Annotated in this window: 15 protein-coding genes; 8 read left to right on the forward strand and 7 right to left on the reverse strand. The window is 71.8% G+C overall.

Annotation, left to right across the window (positions count from 1 at the left end; translation table 11 throughout):
* Positions 1-39 precede the first annotated feature (39 nt).
* The gene (locus tag AB0H93_RS01955; RefSeq protein ID WP_358565890.1) at positions 40-1521 is read right to left on the reverse strand and encodes an LCP family protein; all 1482 of its coding nucleotides are present in this window, start codon (positions 1519-1521) and stop codon (positions 40-42) included.
* Between the two features lie 456 nt (positions 1522-1977).
* On the opposite strand from AB0H93_RS01955, the gene tatA reads away from it, so the two are divergent.
* Entirely contained in the window at positions 1978-2223 is a 246-nt protein-coding gene (tatA, locus tag AB0H93_RS01960) for a Sec-independent protein translocase subunit TatA (protein ID WP_358565893.1), read from the forward strand.
* Between the two features lie 275 nt (positions 2224-2498).
* Here tatA and AB0H93_RS01965 read toward each other — a convergent pair whose 3' ends face one another.
* Positions 2499-3473, reverse strand: a complete 975-nt coding sequence (locus tag AB0H93_RS01965; protein ID WP_358565896.1) for a magnesium transporter CorA family protein — start codon at positions 3471-3473, stop codon at positions 2499-2501.
* Between the two features lie 180 nt (positions 3474-3653).
* Here AB0H93_RS01965 and AB0H93_RS01970 point away from each other — a divergent pair, with 180 nt between their 5' ends.
* The gene (locus tag AB0H93_RS01970; RefSeq protein WP_358565899.1) at positions 3654-4844 is read left to right on the forward strand and encodes a site-2 protease family protein; all 1191 of its coding nucleotides are present in this window, start codon (positions 3654-3656) and stop codon (positions 4842-4844) included.
* A gap of 4 nt (positions 4845-4848) precedes the next feature.
* Here the strand turns inward: AB0H93_RS01970 and AB0H93_RS01975 are convergent, their stop codons facing one another.
* Positions 4849-6207: a nicotinate phosphoribosyltransferase gene (locus tag AB0H93_RS01975; protein ID WP_358565902.1), complete on the reverse strand. Its 1359-nt coding sequence runs from the start codon at positions 6205-6207 to the stop codon at positions 4849-4851.
* 128 nt (positions 6208-6335) lie between these two features.
* Between AB0H93_RS01975 and AB0H93_RS01980 the strand changes: the two genes are divergently transcribed.
* The 3 genes from AB0H93_RS01980 to AB0H93_RS01990 all read left to right on the forward strand — a co-directional run bounded on the left by AB0H93_RS01980 (position 6336) and on the right by AB0H93_RS01990 (position 9359).
* Positions 6336-7154 carry a universal stress protein gene (locus AB0H93_RS01980; protein ID WP_358565905.1) on the forward strand — a complete coding sequence of 273 codons (819 nt, stop codon included), beginning with the start codon at positions 6336-6338 and terminating at the stop codon, positions 7152-7154.
* 84 nt (positions 7155-7238) lie between these two features.
* Complete coding sequence (locus AB0H93_RS01985) at positions 7239-7727, forward strand: DoxX family protein (RefSeq protein WP_358565908.1); 489 nt, start codon at positions 7239-7241, stop codon at positions 7725-7727.
* A gap of 300 nt (positions 7728-8027) precedes the next feature.
* Entirely contained in the window at positions 8028-9359 is a 1332-nt protein-coding gene (locus AB0H93_RS01990) for an MFS transporter (RefSeq protein WP_358565911.1), read from the forward strand.
* 48 nt (positions 9360-9407) lie between these two features.
* On the opposite strand, the gene AB0H93_RS01995 is transcribed toward AB0H93_RS01990, so the two are convergent.
* Positions 9408-10082 (reverse strand): hypothetical protein, encoded by a 675-nt coding sequence (locus AB0H93_RS01995; RefSeq protein ID WP_358565914.1) that lies wholly within the window; start codon positions 10080-10082, stop codon positions 9408-9410.
* Positions 10083-10174: 92 nt separating this feature from the next.
* Between AB0H93_RS01995 and AB0H93_RS02000 the strand changes: the two genes are divergently transcribed.
* Positions 10175-11566 (forward strand): PLP-dependent aminotransferase family protein, encoded by a 1392-nt coding sequence (locus AB0H93_RS02000; RefSeq protein WP_358565917.1) that lies wholly within the window; start codon positions 10175-10177, stop codon positions 11564-11566.
* Positions 11567-11671: 105 nt separating this feature from the next.
* On the opposite strand, the gene AB0H93_RS02005 is transcribed toward AB0H93_RS02000, so the two are convergent.
* The gene (locus AB0H93_RS02005) at positions 11672-14923 is read right to left on the reverse strand and encodes a BTAD domain-containing putative transcriptional regulator (protein ID WP_358565920.1); all 3252 of its coding nucleotides are present in this window, start codon (positions 14921-14923) and stop codon (positions 11672-11674) included.
* A 113-nt stretch (positions 14924-15036) separates the two neighbouring features.
* Here AB0H93_RS02005 and AB0H93_RS02010 point away from each other — a divergent pair, with 113 nt between their 5' ends.
* A complete protein-coding gene (locus AB0H93_RS02010) occupies positions 15037-15915 on the forward strand; it encodes an alpha/beta hydrolase (protein ID WP_358565923.1) in 879 nt (292 codons plus the stop codon).
* 70 nt (positions 15916-15985) lie between these two features.
* On the opposite strand, the gene AB0H93_RS02015 is transcribed toward AB0H93_RS02010, so the two are convergent.
* Positions 15986-16597 carry a transposase gene (locus tag AB0H93_RS02015; protein WP_358566880.1) on the reverse strand — a complete coding sequence of 204 codons (612 nt, stop codon included), beginning with the start codon at positions 16595-16597 and terminating at the stop codon, positions 15986-15988.
* Entirely contained in the window at positions 16492-17187 is a 696-nt protein-coding gene (locus tag AB0H93_RS02020; RefSeq protein WP_358566906.1) for a transposase, read from the reverse strand. Before AB0H93_RS02020 ends, AB0H93_RS02015 begins: the two co-directional genes overlap by 106 nt.
* A gap of 25 nt (positions 17188-17212) precedes the next feature.
* Here AB0H93_RS02020 and tnpA point away from each other — a divergent pair, with 25 nt between their 5' ends.
* Positions 17213-17632: an IS200/IS605 family transposase gene (gene tnpA, locus AB0H93_RS02025; protein ID WP_358565926.1), complete on the forward strand. Its 420-nt coding sequence runs from the start codon at positions 17213-17215 to the stop codon at positions 17630-17632.
* Positions 17633-17725 lie beyond the last annotated feature (93 nt).

Below are 17725 nucleotides of genomic sequence, written 5' to 3' on the forward strand. Positions count from 1 at the left end.
GCGGGAGCGTCGTTCCGGCCACCGTACGCCCGCGCCGGATCAGTTCACGCAAGGTACGCCACCTGCGGTGATGGCGTCGCCACCCGGCGTCGCGGGCGCTTGGCGCGCGGTGCCGTCCAGCCGCAGGACCGGGGCCGGGCCGAGCTGTTGCGCCCCCGGCCCCTCGTAGTCGGCGCCCAGCAGCACCTGGATCCGCCCGCCGCGCAGCTCCGGATCGGCTTGCACGGGAAGCCCGCCCAGGTGCTCGGCCACGAACCGGGCTGCCTCGTCGTTGCCCGGGGTGTAGAGCACCCGGGAGGCCGCCGCCGCGGCGGTGTTGCCGATGTCGCCGACCGGGATCTCCTCGGAGTCCAGCTCGTCCTGGACGCGGGAGGCCAGCCCGCCGACGCCCGAGCCGTTGAGCACGTCGACGACGCTGGTGTCCAGGCTCTTCGGGCGGGGCGGCTCGGCGGGCAGGCCCGCGTTGAGCCGCTGGATGGTCAGCTGCACCTTGCGGGGGTCGACCTTGACGGCCTGCCCGTCGCCCGGGGTGTCGTACTCGGGGTCCTCGACCGGGATGGTGTCGAAGGTGATGTCGCCCCCGGCCAGGCCCTGCATCTGCTGCGCGAAGGCCAGCAGGTCCCAGCCCCGGTCGATGACCACCGACCGCTGGACCGAGTCGAACATGTCGGCCAGTTTGGCCGGGTTGGCCAGCGTCCCGGCGGACAGCACCTGCCGGGCGAGGCCGGCCATGAACGCCTGCTGCCGCTGGACCCGGTCGAAGTCGCTGCGCGGCAGGCCGTGCCGCTGCCGGACGAAGGCCAGCGCGTCCCCGCCGGAGATGGTCTGCCGCCCGGCCGGGAGTCGCGCGCCGGAGTACGGGTCGTCGACGGCCGCGTTCAGGCACACCTCCACCCCGCCGATCGCCTCGGTGAGCTGGTAGAAGCCGAGCAGGTTGACCTCGGCGTAGTGGTCGATGCTCATCCCGGTCAGCTGCTCGACGGTGCGCACCAGCAGCTTGCGGCCCGCGTCGTTGGACCGCCGCTCCAGCTCCGCCGGATCGGTCACGCCCTGGCCCTGCAGCTCCTTCCGGGCCTGGGCCTTGCCCCTGCCGTACGCCGAATTGATCTTGTGCCGGCCGAAGCCGTCGGGGATCGACACGTACGAGTCGCGGGGCAGCGAGTAGGCCACCGCGCGGGACCGGTCCTCCGGGATGTGCAGCAGGATCAGCGTGTCGGTCAGGCTGGAGCCGCTGTCGCCGGTCCGCAGTTCGCGCAGGACCTCCTCCGGCAGCGGGTTGCCCTGCGCATCGGTGCGGCCGTCCAGCCCCACCAGGAGGACGTCGATCGCCCCGTCCGGTCCGGCGCCGGAGGTGACGTCGCTGGTCGACAGGCTCCCCTGCAACCGACCGAAGGTGGCCCAGGCGAAACCGGTGGCGATGAACGCCACGGCGGAGACGAACGCGATGGCGGTGCGGGCGCCCGCTCGCCACCGGCCGCGTCCTCGCCCGGGCACTTCGGACGTCACGGACAGGATCGGCATTGTGCGCTCCGCCGGGTGCGGCGTTCGCCGGGCCAGTGGCTCCGAGTCTCGACGAGATGCGGGACCGCCACCGAACGCCACCTGGACCTCCTCCACGCCTGCCGCCCACGCCAGGCTACCCGGTGCCGCGGCGGCGGATCCCGGTCCGAAGTCGACGTTCACCGGCGCCCGCGCGAACCCGCAGGATGATCATCCACAGTAGACAAGACGATGCCGGGCGCTCACCTGGATTCCAGGCCGCCGCCACGTGTTCGACGCGGTCGCGCCGAAGTGGATTCGGCCTGGTCAGGAATCGGGCGCTCGGCCGGGGAGCCGCCAGGTCCGCGTATACTCCGAGCCGTTGGGAAACGACGGGTCACCTGGTCCCACGGGAGCCGGCACGCCACGGACTCCCGCACGGGACGACGGCGGCGTCGCGGGGCCCAGGTGTCCACGACAGCGAATGGAAGTACGCCCATGGGTTCGCTCAGTGCCTGGCACTGGCTGATCGTGCTCGCCGCGGTCCTGCTGCTGTTCGGATCGGCGAAGCTGCCGCAGATGGCCCGCTCGCTCGGCCAGTCCGCCCGCGTGCTCAAAGCCGAAGCGCGCGGCCTGAAGGACGACGAGAAGGCCGCAACCGAGCGCGACCAGGACAAGCTGGACTCCGGCAAGCCCAGCCCGCAGCAGGTCGACGACAAGCAGCGCGACGACCCGAAGAACTGACGGCCCCGCACAGGAGCCGCAGGCCCCGGCCGCCCACGGCGACCGGGGCCTTGCTGCGCCGGGACTCGGTCGCATCCGCGAAAGGCCGGTCGTAGCCGAAGGATAAATTTCATTCAATACTGAAGTTATCAACTACGTCGATCTCTCAGTGGAACTTCGCTCCACCGATCCGGGACAGGCCCGTGCCGCGATCACGACCCCGGAATCATCGGTGCCATCCACAAGGGACAGCGGATCGAGGTGAGCGACGGCGGACCGCGTCGGTTCGCCTTGCGCTAAAGCCAGTCCCGCTTCTTGAACAGGGTGTAGATCGCGATGCACAGCACCACGGTCGCCGACGCCGACACCCAGAAACCCCACGGCTGCTGGGCACCCGGGTACGGCACGTTCTGCCCGTAGAAACCGGTGATCGCCGTGGGCACGGCGATGATCGCGGCCCAGCCGGTGACCTTCTTCATGATCATGTTCAGCCGGTGGCCCTGCAGGTTGAGCTGGGTTTCCCGCACCGTCGTGATCAGATCCCGCAGCGACTCGGTCCACTCCGAGGCCCGCAGCACGTGGTCTTGGACGTCGTGGAAGTACGGTGCCATGGTCTCGTCGACCAGCCGCATGTCCGGCCGCGCGACCGTGTTCAGCACCTCCCGCATCGGCACGACCGCGCGCCGCATCCGCACCAGGCTCTTGCGCAGGTGCAGCGAGCGCCGTTGCAGGATGGCGTGGTCCGGTTTGTCGTCGAACACCAGATCTTCCAACTCTTCGATCTGGTCGTCCAGCACCTGCGCGGCCTCGAAGTGGCCATCGACGATGTAGTCCAGCAGCCCGTGCAGCAGGAAACCGACTCCGCTCTTGGCCAACCCCTCCGGCGCGGTGTCCCAGCGGTGCACGACGGCGTCGATGTCGAAGTTCTCGTCCTTGCGGACCGTGACCAGCGCGCGGTCGGTGATGAAGGCCGCCAACTCCGAGGTGCGCAGGTGCCCGGTCTGCGGGTTCATCCGCACCGCGTAGGCGGTGAGCAGCGAGTGGGTGCGGAAGCACTCCAGCTTGGCCCGCTCCTGGGTGTGGATCGCACCCTCCACCGCCAGTTCGTGCAGCCCGAGCTCTTCGCTGATGGCGGCCAGGTCCTCGGCCGTGGGTGCGCAGAAGTCCAGCCACACCGTCGCGGCGGCGTCGGCGAGGTGGTCGGAAACGTCGGCTACGGGGAAGTCTTCGGCGTCGAGGACGCCGTTGCGGTACACGCGGGTGCGAGCCATGACCGGACAGGCTAGCGATCACACCCCGAAGGCGTGAGGACTTCGTCGAACACGTGATCAGGGAGACAACCTCCGTTCCCGCGATGGCCGCCGCCGGCGTCCTGCTGATCGCGGCCCGGCGTGATCCTGGGAACGGGGAGGCACACTGGGGGTGAGGCTCAATCCGGCAGAGGTGCGGTCATGCGCGGAACGGTCCCAGTGGGGCGAGTGGCTGGGGTGCGGATCGGGCTGCACTGGAGCGTGCTCGGCATCGTCGTGCTGGTCGCCATCGGGCTGGCGGGCTACCAGCTGCCGCTGGCGTTCCCCGGGCACTCCGCCGTCGGCTACGCGCTGGCCGGGCTGGCCGCCGCGGTCCTCCTGGTCGGTTCGCTGCTGGCGCACGAACTCGCGCACGCGATCGTGGCCCGCCGCAACGGTGTCGCGGTCGAGGGCATCACGCTGTGGCTGCTGGGCGGGATCGCCCAGTTGCGGGACGAGGCGCGCAGTCCCGGCGCCGACCTGCGCATATCGATCGTCGGGCCCGTCACCAGCGCCGTGGCGGGCGTGGTCTTCGGGGTGCTGGCCTGGGGCGCGGCCCGGGTGGGTGCGAGCGGCCTCGTCGTGGGCGTGCTGACCTACCTGGCGGTGCTGAACCTCGTGCTGGCGGTGTTCAACCTCGTTCCGGCCGCTCCGCTGGACGGCGGCCGCGTGCTGCGTGCCGCGCTGTGGCGGTGGCGCGGCGACCGGTTCGAGGCGGCCGCGTGGTCGGCCCGCGCCGGGCTCGGGCTCGGTGGCCTGCTGGTCGCCGCCGGATTCGCGCAGTCGATCCTCCAGGGCCCGGAGGGGATGTGGTGGATCCTGCTGGGGCTCTTCATCGCGAGCATCGCGTTCGCCGAGGAGCGCCAGGCCCGCGCGGGGATGGCGCTGTCCGGGGTGCTGATGCGGGACGTGATGTCGCATCCGGTCGAGACCGTCGACGGCCGTTCGACGACTGGCGAGTTCCTGGACCGCCGCCCCGCGCACGCCAGTTTCCCCGTGGTGCGCGAGGACGGCGGGGTCGACGGACTGGTCTCCCTCCGCCGGATCCGCTCGCTGACCGCCTGCGGTCAGCCACCCGCCACGCTGCGCGACGCCGCCTGCCCGATGGCCCGCGTGCCCACCGCGGCACCGGACGAGCCGCTGGCAGCGGTCTTGCCCCGGCTGTCGGAGGCCACCGACGGGCACGTCCTGATCTTCGACGACGGCCGGCTGGTGGGCATCGTCGCGCCGTCGGACATCGACCGCGCCGTCGCGGCGCGCGGCGTCCACGTCATCCTGCCCGCGCTGGTGGAACGCGAAGCGAACCGGCAGGCCCCGCCGCCGAACTGGTGGTATCCCGGCCGGCCGCGCTGAGTGCTCACAACGCCTGTTCCAGGTGGTGCCGGACGGATTCGGCGGACCGCAGCAGCATCGGCGTCGCGTGCACCTCGACCGGCTCCGGACCGATGAGCCGCCGGGCCGGTTCGGGCAACCACCGCAGATCCTGCTCGAACCGGCGCCGCGCCGCCTGGACCGGCTCCGGCTGATCCACCCGCACGCCGCCGCGCATGGCGGGCTCCAGGAGCGGTTCACGGCCCGGCGGCGGGTCCTCGGCGCGCAGTGCGAGCAGGTCGGGCTGTCCGGGCTCGCCGCGGTGGACCTGTTTCGCGCCGGGCGCGGTCAGCTTGCCCACGGACAGCTTCATCACCGGCTTCCCGCCGTATTCGACCAGCTTGTACGCGCTGTCCAGGGACGGCGCGTCGGCGGAAACGCCCATCCTGGTGCCCACGCCGAACATGTCGATCGGTGCGGCGGCGAGTTCGGCGAGCGCGTGTTCGTCGAGCCCGCCGCTGGCCATGATCCGGGCGCCCGGGAAGCCCGCGTCGTCCAGCAGCCGCCGCGCCTGCACCGCCAGCTCGCCGAGGTCGCCGGAGTCCAGGCGGATCCCGATGCGGCTGCCGGCGGGCAGCTCCCGGGCGACGTCGATCGCCGCGCGCACGCCGTGCAGGGTGTCGTAGGTGTCGACCAGGAACACCACGGCATCGGGGAAATCGGCGGCGAACGCGCGGAACGCGGTGCGCTCGTCGGGGAACGCCTCGACGTAGGAGTGCGCCATCGTCCCGGCGGCCCACAGCCCGAACTCGCGTGCGGCGGCGACGTAGCTGGTGCCCGCGAACCCGGCGATGGCCGAGGCACGAGCGACCGCCCGGGCCGCCTCCAGCCCGTGGGTGCGGCGGGCGGCGAAGTCGACCAGGTCCGCGTGCGGCGCGGCGATCCGGCAGCGGGCGGCCTTGGCCGCGACCGCCGTCTGGAACGTCGCGAAGTTCAGCAGCGCCGTCTCCACCAGCTGCGCCTGCGGCAGCGGCGCCGTGACCTCCAGGAGCGGTTCACCGGCGAAGACCACCCGGCCCTCGGGAACGGCCAGCACGTCGCCGGTGAAGCGCAGTTCCGCCAGCGCGGCCAGATCGCCTTCCGGCAGGTGCACGACGTCGCCGAGGTAGGCCAGGTCTTCGGCGTCGAAGTGCAGCCGTTCCAGGAAGTCCAGGCAATCGGCGAGCCCCGCCGCGACCAGGAATCCGCGCTCGCGCGGCAGTTCCCGCACGAACAGGCTGAACGTCGCGGGCAACGTCATGCCCCGGCGCAGATAGCCGGCCGCCATCCTGATCTCGTAGAGATCGGTGCACAGACCCGTCATCGCCGCGGTCGCCTCCCGGATCGACGGTTGCGCCTGCCGCACCGCCCCGGCCAGAGGAGATGGTCACCAGGGGCGCGCGCTCCCGTACGCGCCGGTAAGGCCGATCGGCCCTAGCGCCACGCCCGTCCTGCTTGACACCGTCGCGCAGGAACCTCGTGGGGGCGCAGAGCATGGCGCGAGAAGAACAGTCCGTCGTGGTCGGAGTGGACGGCTCCGGCGCATCGGCGCGGGCGGCGCTCTGGGCGGCCGCGGAAGCCGTTCGGTTGTCGGTTCCGCTGCGGCTCGTGCTGGTCAGCGACGATCCGGCGCGGGAGCCCTACGCCAAGGAGCTGGTCCACGACATCGACGCCCGCTGCCGGCACGCCGCCGGCGAGCTGGACATCGTCGACGAGGTCGCCTACGGCCATCCCGCCGCGGAGCTGGTGCACCGGTCGGAATCCGCCCGGCTGCTGGTAGTGGGTTCCCACGGGCACGGCGCTCTCCGGGGCGCGCTGCTCGGTTCGATCAGCGCTGCCGTGGCCGCGCACGCCACGTCGCCGGTCGTCGTGGTGCGCGGTGTGGGCCCGGCGAAGTCCGGCCCGGTCGTCGTCGGGGTCGACGACTCGCCGGGCAGCCGGACCGCCCTGCACTACGCCTTCGACTCCGCCAACCGGCGGAGCAGCGAACTGGTCGCCGTGCAGGCGCTGCCGAACAGCTACTTCACCTCCGGCCCCCACGACGGCCCGGACCGCGACAAGCTGTTCACCCAGGCCGAACTGCGCCTCGCCGAACAGGTGTCGGCCTGGAGCGACGCCTACCCGGAGGTCGCCGTGCGCCGGATCGTCTCGAACGTCCCGCCGGTGACGGCCCTGTGCGACGCCGCCCAGCACGCGCAGCTGCTGGTGGTCGGCCAGCGCGGGCGCGGAGGCTTCACCGCGCTGCGGCTGGGTTCGGTGGCGAGGGGCGTCCTGCACCACGCGCCGTGCCCGGTCGCGGTGGTCCCCCGCTGACCACAGTGGATGGCCACGTGCGAACCCGACCTGGCCGGAAAGGTCGATCTCGCAGGCGAAGTCCGACCGCGCGACACTGTCCGCATGACGTCGACGACACCGGCGACCGCGACGTTGCGGATGCGGTTGCTGGGCACCACCGCACCGAAGGCCGTCGTGCTGATCCGGTTCGTGGTGGGCTGGATCTTCCTGACCGAAGGGGTGCAGAAGTTCCTGTTCCCCGGCGAGCTGGGGCCCGGTCGTTTCGCCAAGACCCCGCTACCCGCGCCGGAGTTCTTCGCCTACCTCGACGGCGTGTTCGAGATCGTGTGCGGCGCGCTGCTCATCGTCGGCCTGCTGACCCGCCTGGCGGCCATCCCGATGATCGTCGACATGCTGGGCGCGCAGATCCTGACGAAGGCCACCATCCTCACCCACCAGGGCTTCTGGAGCTACATGCACGAGTCACGGGTGGAGTGGGCCCAGCTGTTCGGCTCGGTGTTCCTGCTGATCGTCGGCGCGGGAGCGTTCTCCCTGGACGCCGTCCTGACGGCACCCCGCCGAACAAGCCCCGGCGACACCGGAACTCCCTAGCCCAGCCGGAGTTCTCGTGATCGACCCTTGACTTCCGCCGGCCGGAATCCCCCGATTCCAGGCAAAACCGGATTCGCCTGGCGAAATCGCCACCCTCCCCCACGTGAAATGCCGATTTCGCGCGAATTCAGCTCCCGGCACCCCAGGCGGCCACGGCGTCGCCTGTCGCACCTCTGGTGCAGGATGGCCCGGCAGGGTCCCGAGCGGGTGCGCTGACGCACTCCGGCTTGAGGCCCTCCGGGGCGACCGGCGATGATCTTGCTCCGGCCCCGTTGCCATCCCGACACGTGAGGACTGCCGATGACCACCCACGACGGCGAAGCCGCGTTACCGACGCGCCGGATCGCGCTCGCTTCCTTCGCCGGCACGACGATCGAGTTCTACGACTTCTTCATCTACGGCACCGCGGCCGCGCTGGTGTTCCCCAAGGTCTTCTTCCCCGCGCTCGGCACCGCGGCGGGCACGATCGCCTCGCTCGCCTCGGTCGCGGTGGCGTTCGTCGCCCGCCCGCTGGGCTCCGCGCTGTTCGGCCACCTCGGAGACCGGTTGGGGCGCAAGCGGACCCTGGTCTACACGCTGCTGCTGATGGGGCTGTCGACCGTGGCCATCGGCGCGCTGCCGGGCTCGGCGACGCTGGGGATCGCCGCGCCGATCATCCTCATGGTCCTGCGGTTCATGCAGGGCGTCGCGGTGGGCGGCGAATGGGGCGGCGCGGCCCTGCTGGCGGTGGAGTACGCCCCGCCCGGCAAGCACGGCCGCTTCGGAATGTTCCCGCAGCTCGGTCCCGGCACGGCCTTCGGCCTGAGCAGCGCGACCTTCCTGGCGGTCGAGCTGGTGCTGAGCCCGGACGCGTTCCTGGCCTGGGGCTGGCGGATCCCGTTCCTGCTCAGCGCCCTGCTGGTCGGCATCGGCCTCTACGTGCGGCTGCGGATCGAGGAGACCCCGGTCTTCCGCGAGCTGCACGCCGAGCGGGAACGCCGGATCCGGGACGCCGCGCCGCTGCGCGCCGCGTTCGGCCGAGACACCCGGCTGATCCTGCTCGCCGGAGGCACCGTGGCCGCGGCGTTCGCGCTGAACTACATGGGCACCGTCTACCTCACCACCTACGGCAGCACGGTGCTGGCGATCCCGCGTCCGACCATGCTCGCGCTCGGCGTGGTCGGCGGGATCGTGCTGGCCGCGGCCACGGCGGCCGGTGCGGCCGCATCGGACCGGTTCGGCAGGCGCCGGGTGGTCCTCGTCGGGAACGTGGTCACCTTCGCCTGCGGGCTGATCGCCTTCCCGGTCATCGACACCGCGAACACCGCGCTCGTCGGGATCGGCCTGTGCCTGCTGATGATCGGGGGCGGGATCGTCCTCGGCCCGGCCGCCGCCTACCTGGCGGAGCTGTTCGCCACCGGGCACCGCTACACCGCGGCGGGCATGAGCTACAACGTGGCGACCATCATCGGCGGCGGTGTGCCGCCCGTCCTCGCCGCGGGCCTGGTCGCCGCGTACGGCAGCAACGCCATCGGCGTGATGCTCGCGGTGTACGGCGTGCTGAGCATCGCCTGCGGCCTGCTGCTGCCGGAAACGAAGGAGCGCTCGCTCCGCCGGATCGACGCCCCGGCGGACTCGCTCGCACAGCAGTAGGAACGTCCACAGTGGGCGGACCTGAGCCACCGGGTCCGCCCACTGTGATCACTCGTGGTCGCCGGCGAGGCGAACGGTCGTGAAGCGCAGGAAGTTCTGCACCATCGGGCCCATGCAGAACGCGATCAACAGCGTGCCGAACCCGACCGTGCCGCCCAGTATCCAGCCGGCGGCCAGGACGACCACCTCGATCCCGGTGCGGACCATCCAGATCGGCCTGCCGGTGATGCGCACCGCGCCGGTCATCAGCCCGTCCCGCGGCCCCGAGCCGAACCTGGCCCCCAGGTAGACGGCGTCGAAGAAGGTCAGCATCAGCAGCCCGAGGACGAAGTAGCCGAGCTGCTGCGGCAGCGAAGCGGGCATCGGCACGAAGGAAGCCGCGACGTCCGCGGACGTTCCGACCAGGACGACGTTCAGGAAGGTGCCGATCCCCGGCAGCTCCCGGAGCGGGATCCAGCAGAGCAGCACGGCGACGGCCGTCAGGTTCGTCGCCCAGCCGAACGTCATCCCCGAGCGCAGCGAGATGCCCTCCGCCAGAACGCTCCAGCTCGACGCCCCCAGCGACGACTGGACCAGGAACGTGAGGGACGTGCCGTACCCGATCAGCCCCACGACCAGCTGCGGGAACCGCCACGCCTTCTTCTCGGCGCGGAGCTGCTCGGCGGCGGTCATCCGGCGGGCCACCGAATGGCGGCGGCTTTTCGGTTGCGAGATCGAAGCCACGGGTTTCCTCAACGTCGGTTCGGGATCAACGCCGACGATCCTGCTCGCCGTCTGGCATCGGATGAAAGGGCCAGATCGTAGACTCTGGCCTCATGCACACGAGCAGCCACGCGCTCGCCCGGCTGCTGGGCGACTGGTCCGCGGGCCCGGGGCCCGCGCATCGCCGGCTCTCCGACCTGGTCCGCCTGCTGATCCTCGACGGCCGGCTGCCGCTGGCCACCACGATGCCGGGCGAGCGGGATCTGGCCGCGGTGCTCGGGATCAGCCGCACCACGGTGTCCACGGCCTACGCCGCGCTGCGCGAGCAGGGCTATCTCAGCGCCCGCGCCCGCTCACGCAGCCGGACCCGCGTTCCGCCGGGCGGGAGCAGACCGGAGCCGGACACCACCGGCCGGGACCTGATCGACTTCTCCCACGCGGCCCCGCCCGCTCCCGGCGAGGCCCTGCACCGGGCGTACCGCCGGGCGCTGGACCAGCTCCCCCGCCACCTGCCGCGCCACGGCTATTCGCAGCTCGGGCTGCCAGAGCTGCGCACCGCCATCGCCCGGCGGTACACCGACCGCGGGCTGACGACGACCCCGGACCAGGTCCTGATCACCAGCGGCGCCCAGCACGCCCTCGGGCTGATCGCGCGCACGCTGCTGCGGCCCCGCGACCGGGTCGTCGTGGAGCACCCCACCTATCCGCATGCGCTGCAGGTCTTCCGCGCGACCGGGTGCCGGGTCGTCCCGGTCCCGGTCACCGACACCGGGTGGGACGTCGAGAGCCTGTCCGCGGCCACCCGCGGCGCCGCGATGGCCTACCTCCTGCCGGACTTCCACAACCCGACCGGCCTCTGCCTGCCCGAGCGGGACCGGGCGGAGCTGCGACCGGGCTGCCCGGTGGTGGTGGACGAGACGATGGCGGAGCTCGCCCTCGACGTCGATCCGCCGGTTCCGCTGGCCGCGCACCACAACGGCGTCATCTCGATCGGCTCGGCGGCCAAGACCTTCTGGGGCGGCCTGCGGGTCGGGTGGATCCGCGCCGACGCCGATCTCGTCCAGCGGCTCGGGCAGGCGCGGTCCGGGATCGACCTCGGCACTCCGGTGGTGGAACAGCTCGCGTGCGCCGAGCTGCTGGGCGAGATCGACCGGCTCCTGCCGGACCGGCTGGCCGACCTCCGGCTGCGCCGCGGCCTGCTGCTGGACCTGCTGGCCGCGCGCCTGCCCGACTGGACGACCGGCCCGTCCGCGGGCGGCTTGTCGGTGTGGGCGCGGCTCCCCCAGCCGGTGAGCTCGGCGCTGGCGGCCGTGGCGCCGGAGTTCGGCGTGCGCCTGGCGGCCGGGCCGCGGTTCGGGATCGGCGGCGCGTTCGAGCGCTTCGTGCGACTGCCCTACTCGCTGGACGCCGCGGCGATGACGGCGGGGATCGACGGCATCGCCGCAGCTTTCGCGGCCGTGCAGGCCGGGCGACGCGCCAACACGCCACCGGCCGCGCTGGCCTGACTCAGAAGCCGTTTCGGGGTGGCCACGCCCGGCTCATCCCGAAGGCGCCCGGTGCCCGGCCCTCCAGGCGGCCACCTCCCACACGTGCCACTCGGAAACGGCTCCTCAGGTCAGGCGGGCGCGGGCGGCGGCGATCCAGTGCGGCGCCCCGGCTTGCCGCGCGACGGCCGCCGCTTGCCGGTAGTGGTTCCCGGCCGCTTCGCGCCGGTCCAGCGCGGCGGCCAGGTCGCCCAGGTACTGCGCGACGGGGCCGAGCACGAGCAGGCCGCTGCCCGCACCGGCGAGTTCGCCCGCCGCGGGGTGGAGCAGCTCGTAGACCCGCGCCATCATCGGCCGGTCCGCGAGGCCGATGGCCAGCACGGCTTCCAGGCACAGGCGTGCCTCGTAGAGCAGATCGCGGGGCGAGTCGGGCAGCGCCCGCGCCGCTTCCCGGGCCTGCTCGCGGCGACCGGCGGCGAGCAGGCCCAGCGGGCGAACCCAATCCCCGTACGGGCCCCAGTCCGCATTCCAGTCCACTTCGGACAGATCCGGCAAGCGCAGACCCAGCAGGGCGAGCGGGAGGGCGCCCTGCTCCACGCCCCGCATCCCGGTGCCCCGCAACCGGATCGCGGCCGCGCGGTAAGCGGCCTCCGCCGCCTCCGATTCGCCGGAAACCGCCAGTCGCAGCGCGGCATACCACTCGGTGAACACACCCACCAGGGGAATCTCGTGGCGCTGAGCCAGCCGGTCGGCGGCCGCCGCGTGCGTGTCGGCGGCGGCGAACTCGGCCAGCGCGCAGTGGGCCTGGATCAGGATCAGGCGGCCGAGCACCTCGAAGGTCACCAAGCCGTGGCGTTCCGCCAGCTCGACAAGCTCCGCGCCGATGCGGGCGCGCTCCGGGGCGAGCCCGGCGCGCTGGAAGCACTGCATGAACCGGCCGTTGAGGGCGAACGCGAGCAGCGCCGGATCGTCCAGCTCGCGGGCGATCGCCTCGGCCTCGACGGCGGCCTCGTGCCCGCGTTGCGCCCGCGTGCCGCGCAGTTCCAGCGCGAGTGTGCTGAGCAGCCGGCTGCGTGCTTCGGCCCGGCCGTCCGGCAGGGCCGCCAGGGTGCGCTCGGTGGCCTCGATGACTTGTCGCGCAACGTCTTCGTCATCGTTGCGGGTCCAGATCGCAGGCACGTCGAACGCGCCGATCACCCGCGCCGTCAGCTCGGGATCGCCGAGCTCGTCGGCCGCGGCGATCGCTTCGGCGCGGTGCCGCCGGGCCTCGTCGAGCCCGCCCGCGACGGCGAGGGCCCGCACCAGGCCCGTGATCAGTTCGAGCCGGGCGCGCGCATCGCCGCTCCCGGACCGGTCGTGGGCCGCGATCGCTTGCCGCCACAGCCGCGCCGCCTCGTGCGGGGCGAACCGCCGCTCGGCCGCCTCGGCCGCCTCCTTGGCGTAGCGGGCGGCCCGGCCCGCGGTCCGGCGGTCGTCGGCGTGGAAGTAGTGGTGCGCCAGGGATTCCACCTCGCCGGGCCGCAGCTGCTCGATAGTCTCCGCGATGGCGGCGTGCCAGCGGGCCCGGCGCAGGCGCGGCGCTTCCTCGTAGAGCGTGTCGCGGATCAGCTCGTGGGTGAACCGCAGCCGGTTCGGGCCCGGTTCGGCGACGAATCCCATGAGCAGCGCCGATTCGACCACGTCGAGCACCAGGTCCTCGTCGCCGGCCAGCGGGACGAGCAGATCGAGGTCGACGTCGCGGCCGACGACCGCGGCCTGGCGCAGGACCGTGCGCGCCGACTGCGGCAACCCGGCCAGGCGACGGCGGATGACGTCCCGCACGCCCGCCGGAATCCCGGAGAGCGCCTTGCTCCCCTCCGCGTCGAACAGCCGCGTGAGCTCTCGGACGAAGAACGGGTTGCCGCCGCTGCGCCGGTGGATCGCGCGGGTGGTCGCGGCATCCAGTTCCCGGCCGGTGACCGCGCGGGCGAGCTGGTCCACTTCGGACTCCGCCAGGCCGCCCAGGTAGACCCGGGTCGGTTCGGCCGGGGCGAAGCGGCCGAGCGCGTCGGTGAGCGCTGCGGAGATCTCGGTGCTGCGGTAGGTCGCCACGACCAGCACCCGCCGGTCGACGGGCGTCGCCGCCAGGAATGCCAGCAGGGAAAGGGTTTCCTCGCCGGCCCGGTGCAGGTCGTCGAAGACCAGCAGCACGGGTGCGCGCTCGGCGACGGCGGACAGGTAGGAGGCGGCCTCCCGGTGCATCCGGAACCGCGCCGCGGCGGGGTCTTCGCCCGCTGCCGGTGACACGGGCGGCGGATGCCCCGCGGCCGCGAGGGCGGTGGTGATCTCCGTCCAGGGCCACCCGGCGGGTGCGCCGTCCTGCTCCGGGCTGCGCCCCCAGGCGGTGATCCAGCCGGCGGCCGCCAGCTCGTCGGTCAGGGCTTCGGCGAGCGCGGTCTTGCCCGCCCCGGCCTCGCCGGAGATCAGCGCCAGCCCCAGGCTGCCGCGTGCGCCGGCGGCCGCGAGCTGCGCGAGCTCGGCCGCGCGGCCGACGATCGGCGGCTCGACCGGCTGGTCAGCGCCGGCCGGCGCCTCGGCCGGGACGGGCGCCGCGGACAGGTGCGGCGCCTGGCTGAGGATGTCCGCCTCCAGCCGTTGCAGGTCCCGGCCGGGGTCCACGCCCAGCTCGGTGGCCAGGACCTTGCGCGCCTCGCGGAGCACGCCCAGGGCGTCGCCCTGCCGCCCGCTGCGGTAGAGCGCGAGCGCCAGCAGCTGCCAGGCCGTCTCGCGCCAGGGGTGTTCGGCGACCTGGCCTTCCAGATCGGGCACCGCCTCGGCGGCCCGCCCCAGCGCCAAGGCCGCCTGCGCCCGCCGCTCCACGGCCAGCAGCCGCAGCTCGTCGAGCCTCGAGATCTCGTGACGCGCCCAGGCCCGGTCGTCGAATTCCGCGAACGCGGGCCCCCGCCACAGCGCCAATGCCTCGTCCAAAGTGGACAGGGCAGTATCGGCCCGCCCCGCCGCGAGCATGGACGCGGAGTCGCCCACCGCCGCCTCGAACCGCTGGGCGTCCACCGATCCGGATGCCGCGCGCAGCGCATAGCCCGGCGCCGCGGTCACCAGCAGCCGGGCGGGCGATCGGGGCGGCCGGTCCGGTTCGAGGGCTCGGCGCAAGCTGGAAACGACGGTCCGGACGGTGCCGACCGCGCTCTCCGGCGGGTCGTCCCACAGGTCGTCGATGAGCCGGGTGAGGGGCACGACCCGGCCCCTGGCGATCAGCAGCCGGGCCAGCACGGCGCGGTGCAGCGGTCCCTTGAGGTCGACCGGGCCGCTCGCACCGACCGCTTCCAGGGGGCCGAGCACACCGAAGGTCATCCTCGACGCGCTCACCTGCACAGACACGCCCCGCACTGTATAAGCCGCCGCGCGAACCCGGGCGCTGAGCCGCCGTTGACCGGTTGTTGATCGGCCGCGCGCAGGCTCGACGGGTCAACGCGAAACGAGGAAGGCCCACCATGGCACCGACGATCACCGGATTCGACTACCAGCGCGTCACCGTCGCCGACGGCGTGACGCTCAACGCGGCCGTGGGCGGCTCGGGCAGCCCGATCGTGCTGCTGCACGGTTTCCCGCAGACCCACCTGATGTGGCGGCACGTCGCCGCCGATCTCGCCGCCGACCACACCGTCATCTGCCCCGACCTGCGCGGATACGGCGACAGCGACAAGCCCGCCGACACCGATGGCCAGGCCTACTCCAAGCGCACCATGGCCGCCGACGTCGTCGCCCTCGCCCGCGCCTTCGGCCACGAGCGCTTCGCCCTGGCCGGGCACGACCGAGGAGCCCTGGTCGCCATCCGCGCCGGCCTCGACCACTCCGACTCGATCACCCACCTCGCCTCGCTCGACGTACTGCCGACGCTGGACATGTGGAACGTCATGCACGGCACCTCGGCCGCAGTGGGCTTCCACCTCTACCTGATGGCCCAGCCGCCCGGCCTGCCCGAACAGATGATCAGCGCCAGCGCCGACGCGTTCTTCAGCCACTTCCTCGACATCTGGACCCAGGACCCCGGCGCCATCCCCGCCGACGTCCGCGCCGCCTACCTGACGGCCTCCCGCGAAGCGGTCACCTCGATCGTCGCCGACTACCGCGCATCGGCTCACGTCGACGTCGAGCACGACGAGGCCGACCGGAGGTCGGGGAACCGGCTGCGGATGCCGGTGACCGTCCTGCAGCAGGACTGGGGCGCCGTGCTCGGCTTCGACGCCGCCGCCCTCTGGCGCGAATGGGCGCCCGATCTCCGCCACGTCCCGGTCTCCTGCGGCCACTTCATGGCCGAAGAAGCCCCGGCGGAGGTCACCAAGGCCCTGCGCGAACTCCTCACCCGTTGACTGCTCCCCGTCGTGAAGGGCGGAGATTCTTGATCTCAGCGCCCGACACGGCATGGTGGGGATTTCTGGCTCAAGCTGCCTCCCGGCTCTGCGAGCCGGGAGGTCTTCCGCTCTCATCACCAACCGGGTACAGCCCAGCCCGGACGAGCATCACATGCGCCGAGTTCTTGTCCCTCGGAGACGCGTGGCCGCATGCGGTGCAGGTGTAGGTGCATTCGGACAGCGGCAAGGCGTGCTTGGTTCTCGCTCCGCACTTGGCGCAGTCTTTGGTCGTGTTCTTCGGGTCCACCAACACGACCCGTCGGCCGTGCTTGCGGCCCATCATGATCAGTTCGTTCTTCGTGGCCGTAATCGCCGCATCGGCGGCTTTGCGAGCCATCGTGGTTTTGGCCAGGAACTTCGGGCGAAAGTCCTCAACGGCGATCGCATCATGGTCGGTTACCACGCGCTTAGCCCACGTGCGGGCGGTGTCCTGGCGTTGCCGGGCGATCTTCTTGTGTGCCTTGGCCGCTTGGCGTTGTGCCTTGCGGTAGCCCTTGGTCTGGGCCTTCCCGCGCGGTGCGCGGCGTCGGGCCATCATGCGTTGATACCGGGCAAGTTTCGCCGCCGCGTTCTTGCCATGTTGGACGTGGGGGAGGTCGTGGTCGTCGGATGTGGTGGTGGCGGTCTCCTTGACTCCCAGTCGATACCGATCACACGGCCTGTTTCCGGGAACGGCTGGACGCGGGTTTCGACCACGAAGCTCGCGTACCAGTGGCCCAGCGCATCGCGGTACACCCGCACCGAGGAAGGCGCGGCGGGAAGTTCTCGGGACCACACCACAGTAGCCACGATGCCGCCCGCCAGGTGCAGGCGAGAATCCTTGAGCCGGAACCCGCGCAGCGTGTAGTTCAAGCTCACCGCAGCAAGGGCTTTCTTCTTGAACCTGGGCATCCCGGCGCGCTGCCGCATCGGCAGACGCGCCTTGATGTCCTTCAACGCCTTGGCCCGGGATTTCGCGAAATCACGGATGATCTGCTGCTGCGGCACCGACGCACCGCCCCTTAGCCACTCATGCTCGCCGCGCCAGCCGGTCAGAAGCTTGTCCAGGTGCGCGGGTCCGCACTTCTCGCCATCGCAATGCGCCTGCCGTGAAGAAGCGACGCAGGAATTCCACACCCAACGGCACCGATCCCACTCGGCCCGCAATGCGCGGCCAGCGGCGCGGGAGAGACGCAGACGATAGGTATACCGAGCATGCCCGGCATCCCTCGTCTCATCGCTCGCTCGCATGAACGATCATTGTAGGGGTTGGTTTATGGAGATCAACAAACGGTTCCGCACTGGTCGGCACGTAGTATTCCTCATGCACGCCCACTTGGTTTTCGTCATCAAGTACCGGCATCCCGTGTTCACCCACACCCACCTGACCCGCATGGAAGAGATCATGCGCGGCGTCTGCGCTGACTTTGAAACCGACCTAGAAGAATTCAATGGCGAGACCAACCACGTCCACTTACTGGTCAACTTCCCACCCAAAATCGCGGTATCGAAACTGGTCAACAGCCTCAAAGGCGTCTCGTCCCGACTGCTGCGCAAGGAGTTCGAAGACCTACGCTTCGCCTACTGGAACGGAGTACGCCTCTGGTCCGGGTCCTACTTCGCCGGATCCGTCGGGGGCGCGCCAATCTCCGTCGTACGTCAGTACATCGAGCAGCAAGCCCGACCCATCGTCTAATGGCCAGCTCAGGTGCAGGGTTGACGCGCTTCCTCCCCGCCCTCAAGGACGGGGCATCCGCGCCACGTTCCTCCGGTGAAGTCGCCCGGGACG

It is taken from the genome of Saccharopolyspora sp. NPDC050642 (assembly GCF_040654735.1).
Classification (GTDB): Bacteria; Actinomycetota; Actinomycetes; order Mycobacteriales; family Pseudonocardiaceae; genus Saccharopolyspora; species Saccharopolyspora elongata.

What these genes read in the sequence shown, in the direction of transcription:
- AB0H93_RS01955 (WP_358565890.1), bottom strand. Translation starts at nt 1,521, where the DNA reads ATGCCGATCCTGTCCGTGACGTCCGAAGTGCCCGGGCGAGGACGCGGC.
- tatA (WP_358565893.1), top strand. Translation starts at nt 1,978, where the DNA reads ATGGGTTCGCTCAGTGCCTGGCACTGGCTGATCGTGCTCGCCGCGGTC.
- AB0H93_RS01965 (WP_358565896.1), bottom strand. Translation starts at nt 3,473, where the DNA reads ATGGCTCGCACCCGCGTGTACCGCAACGGCGTCCTCGACGCCGAAGAC.
- AB0H93_RS01970 (WP_358565899.1), top strand. Translation starts at nt 3,654, where the DNA reads ATGCGCGGAACGGTCCCAGTGGGGCGAGTGGCTGGGGTGCGGATCGGG.
- AB0H93_RS01980 (WP_358565905.1), top strand. Translation starts at nt 6,336, where the DNA reads ATGGCGCGAGAAGAACAGTCCGTCGTGGTCGGAGTGGACGGCTCCGGC.
- AB0H93_RS01985 (WP_358565908.1), top strand. Translation starts at nt 7,239, where the DNA reads ATGACGTCGACGACACCGGCGACCGCGACGTTGCGGATGCGGTTGCTG.
- AB0H93_RS01990 (WP_358565911.1), top strand. Translation starts at nt 8,028, where the DNA reads ATGACCACCCACGACGGCGAAGCCGCGTTACCGACGCGCCGGATCGCG.
- AB0H93_RS02000 (WP_358565917.1), top strand. Translation starts at nt 10,175, where the DNA reads ATGCACACGAGCAGCCACGCGCTCGCCCGGCTGCTGGGCGACTGGTCC.
- AB0H93_RS02010 (WP_358565923.1), top strand. Translation starts at nt 15,037, where the DNA reads ATGGCACCGACGATCACCGGATTCGACTACCAGCGCGTCACCGTCGCC.
- AB0H93_RS02020 (WP_358566906.1), bottom strand. Translation starts at nt 17,187, where the DNA reads ATGCGAGCGAGCGATGAGACGAGGGATGCCGGGCATGCTCGGTATACC.
- tnpA (WP_358565926.1), top strand. Translation starts at nt 17,213, where the DNA reads ATGGAGATCAACAAACGGTTCCGCACTGGTCGGCACGTAGTATTCCTC.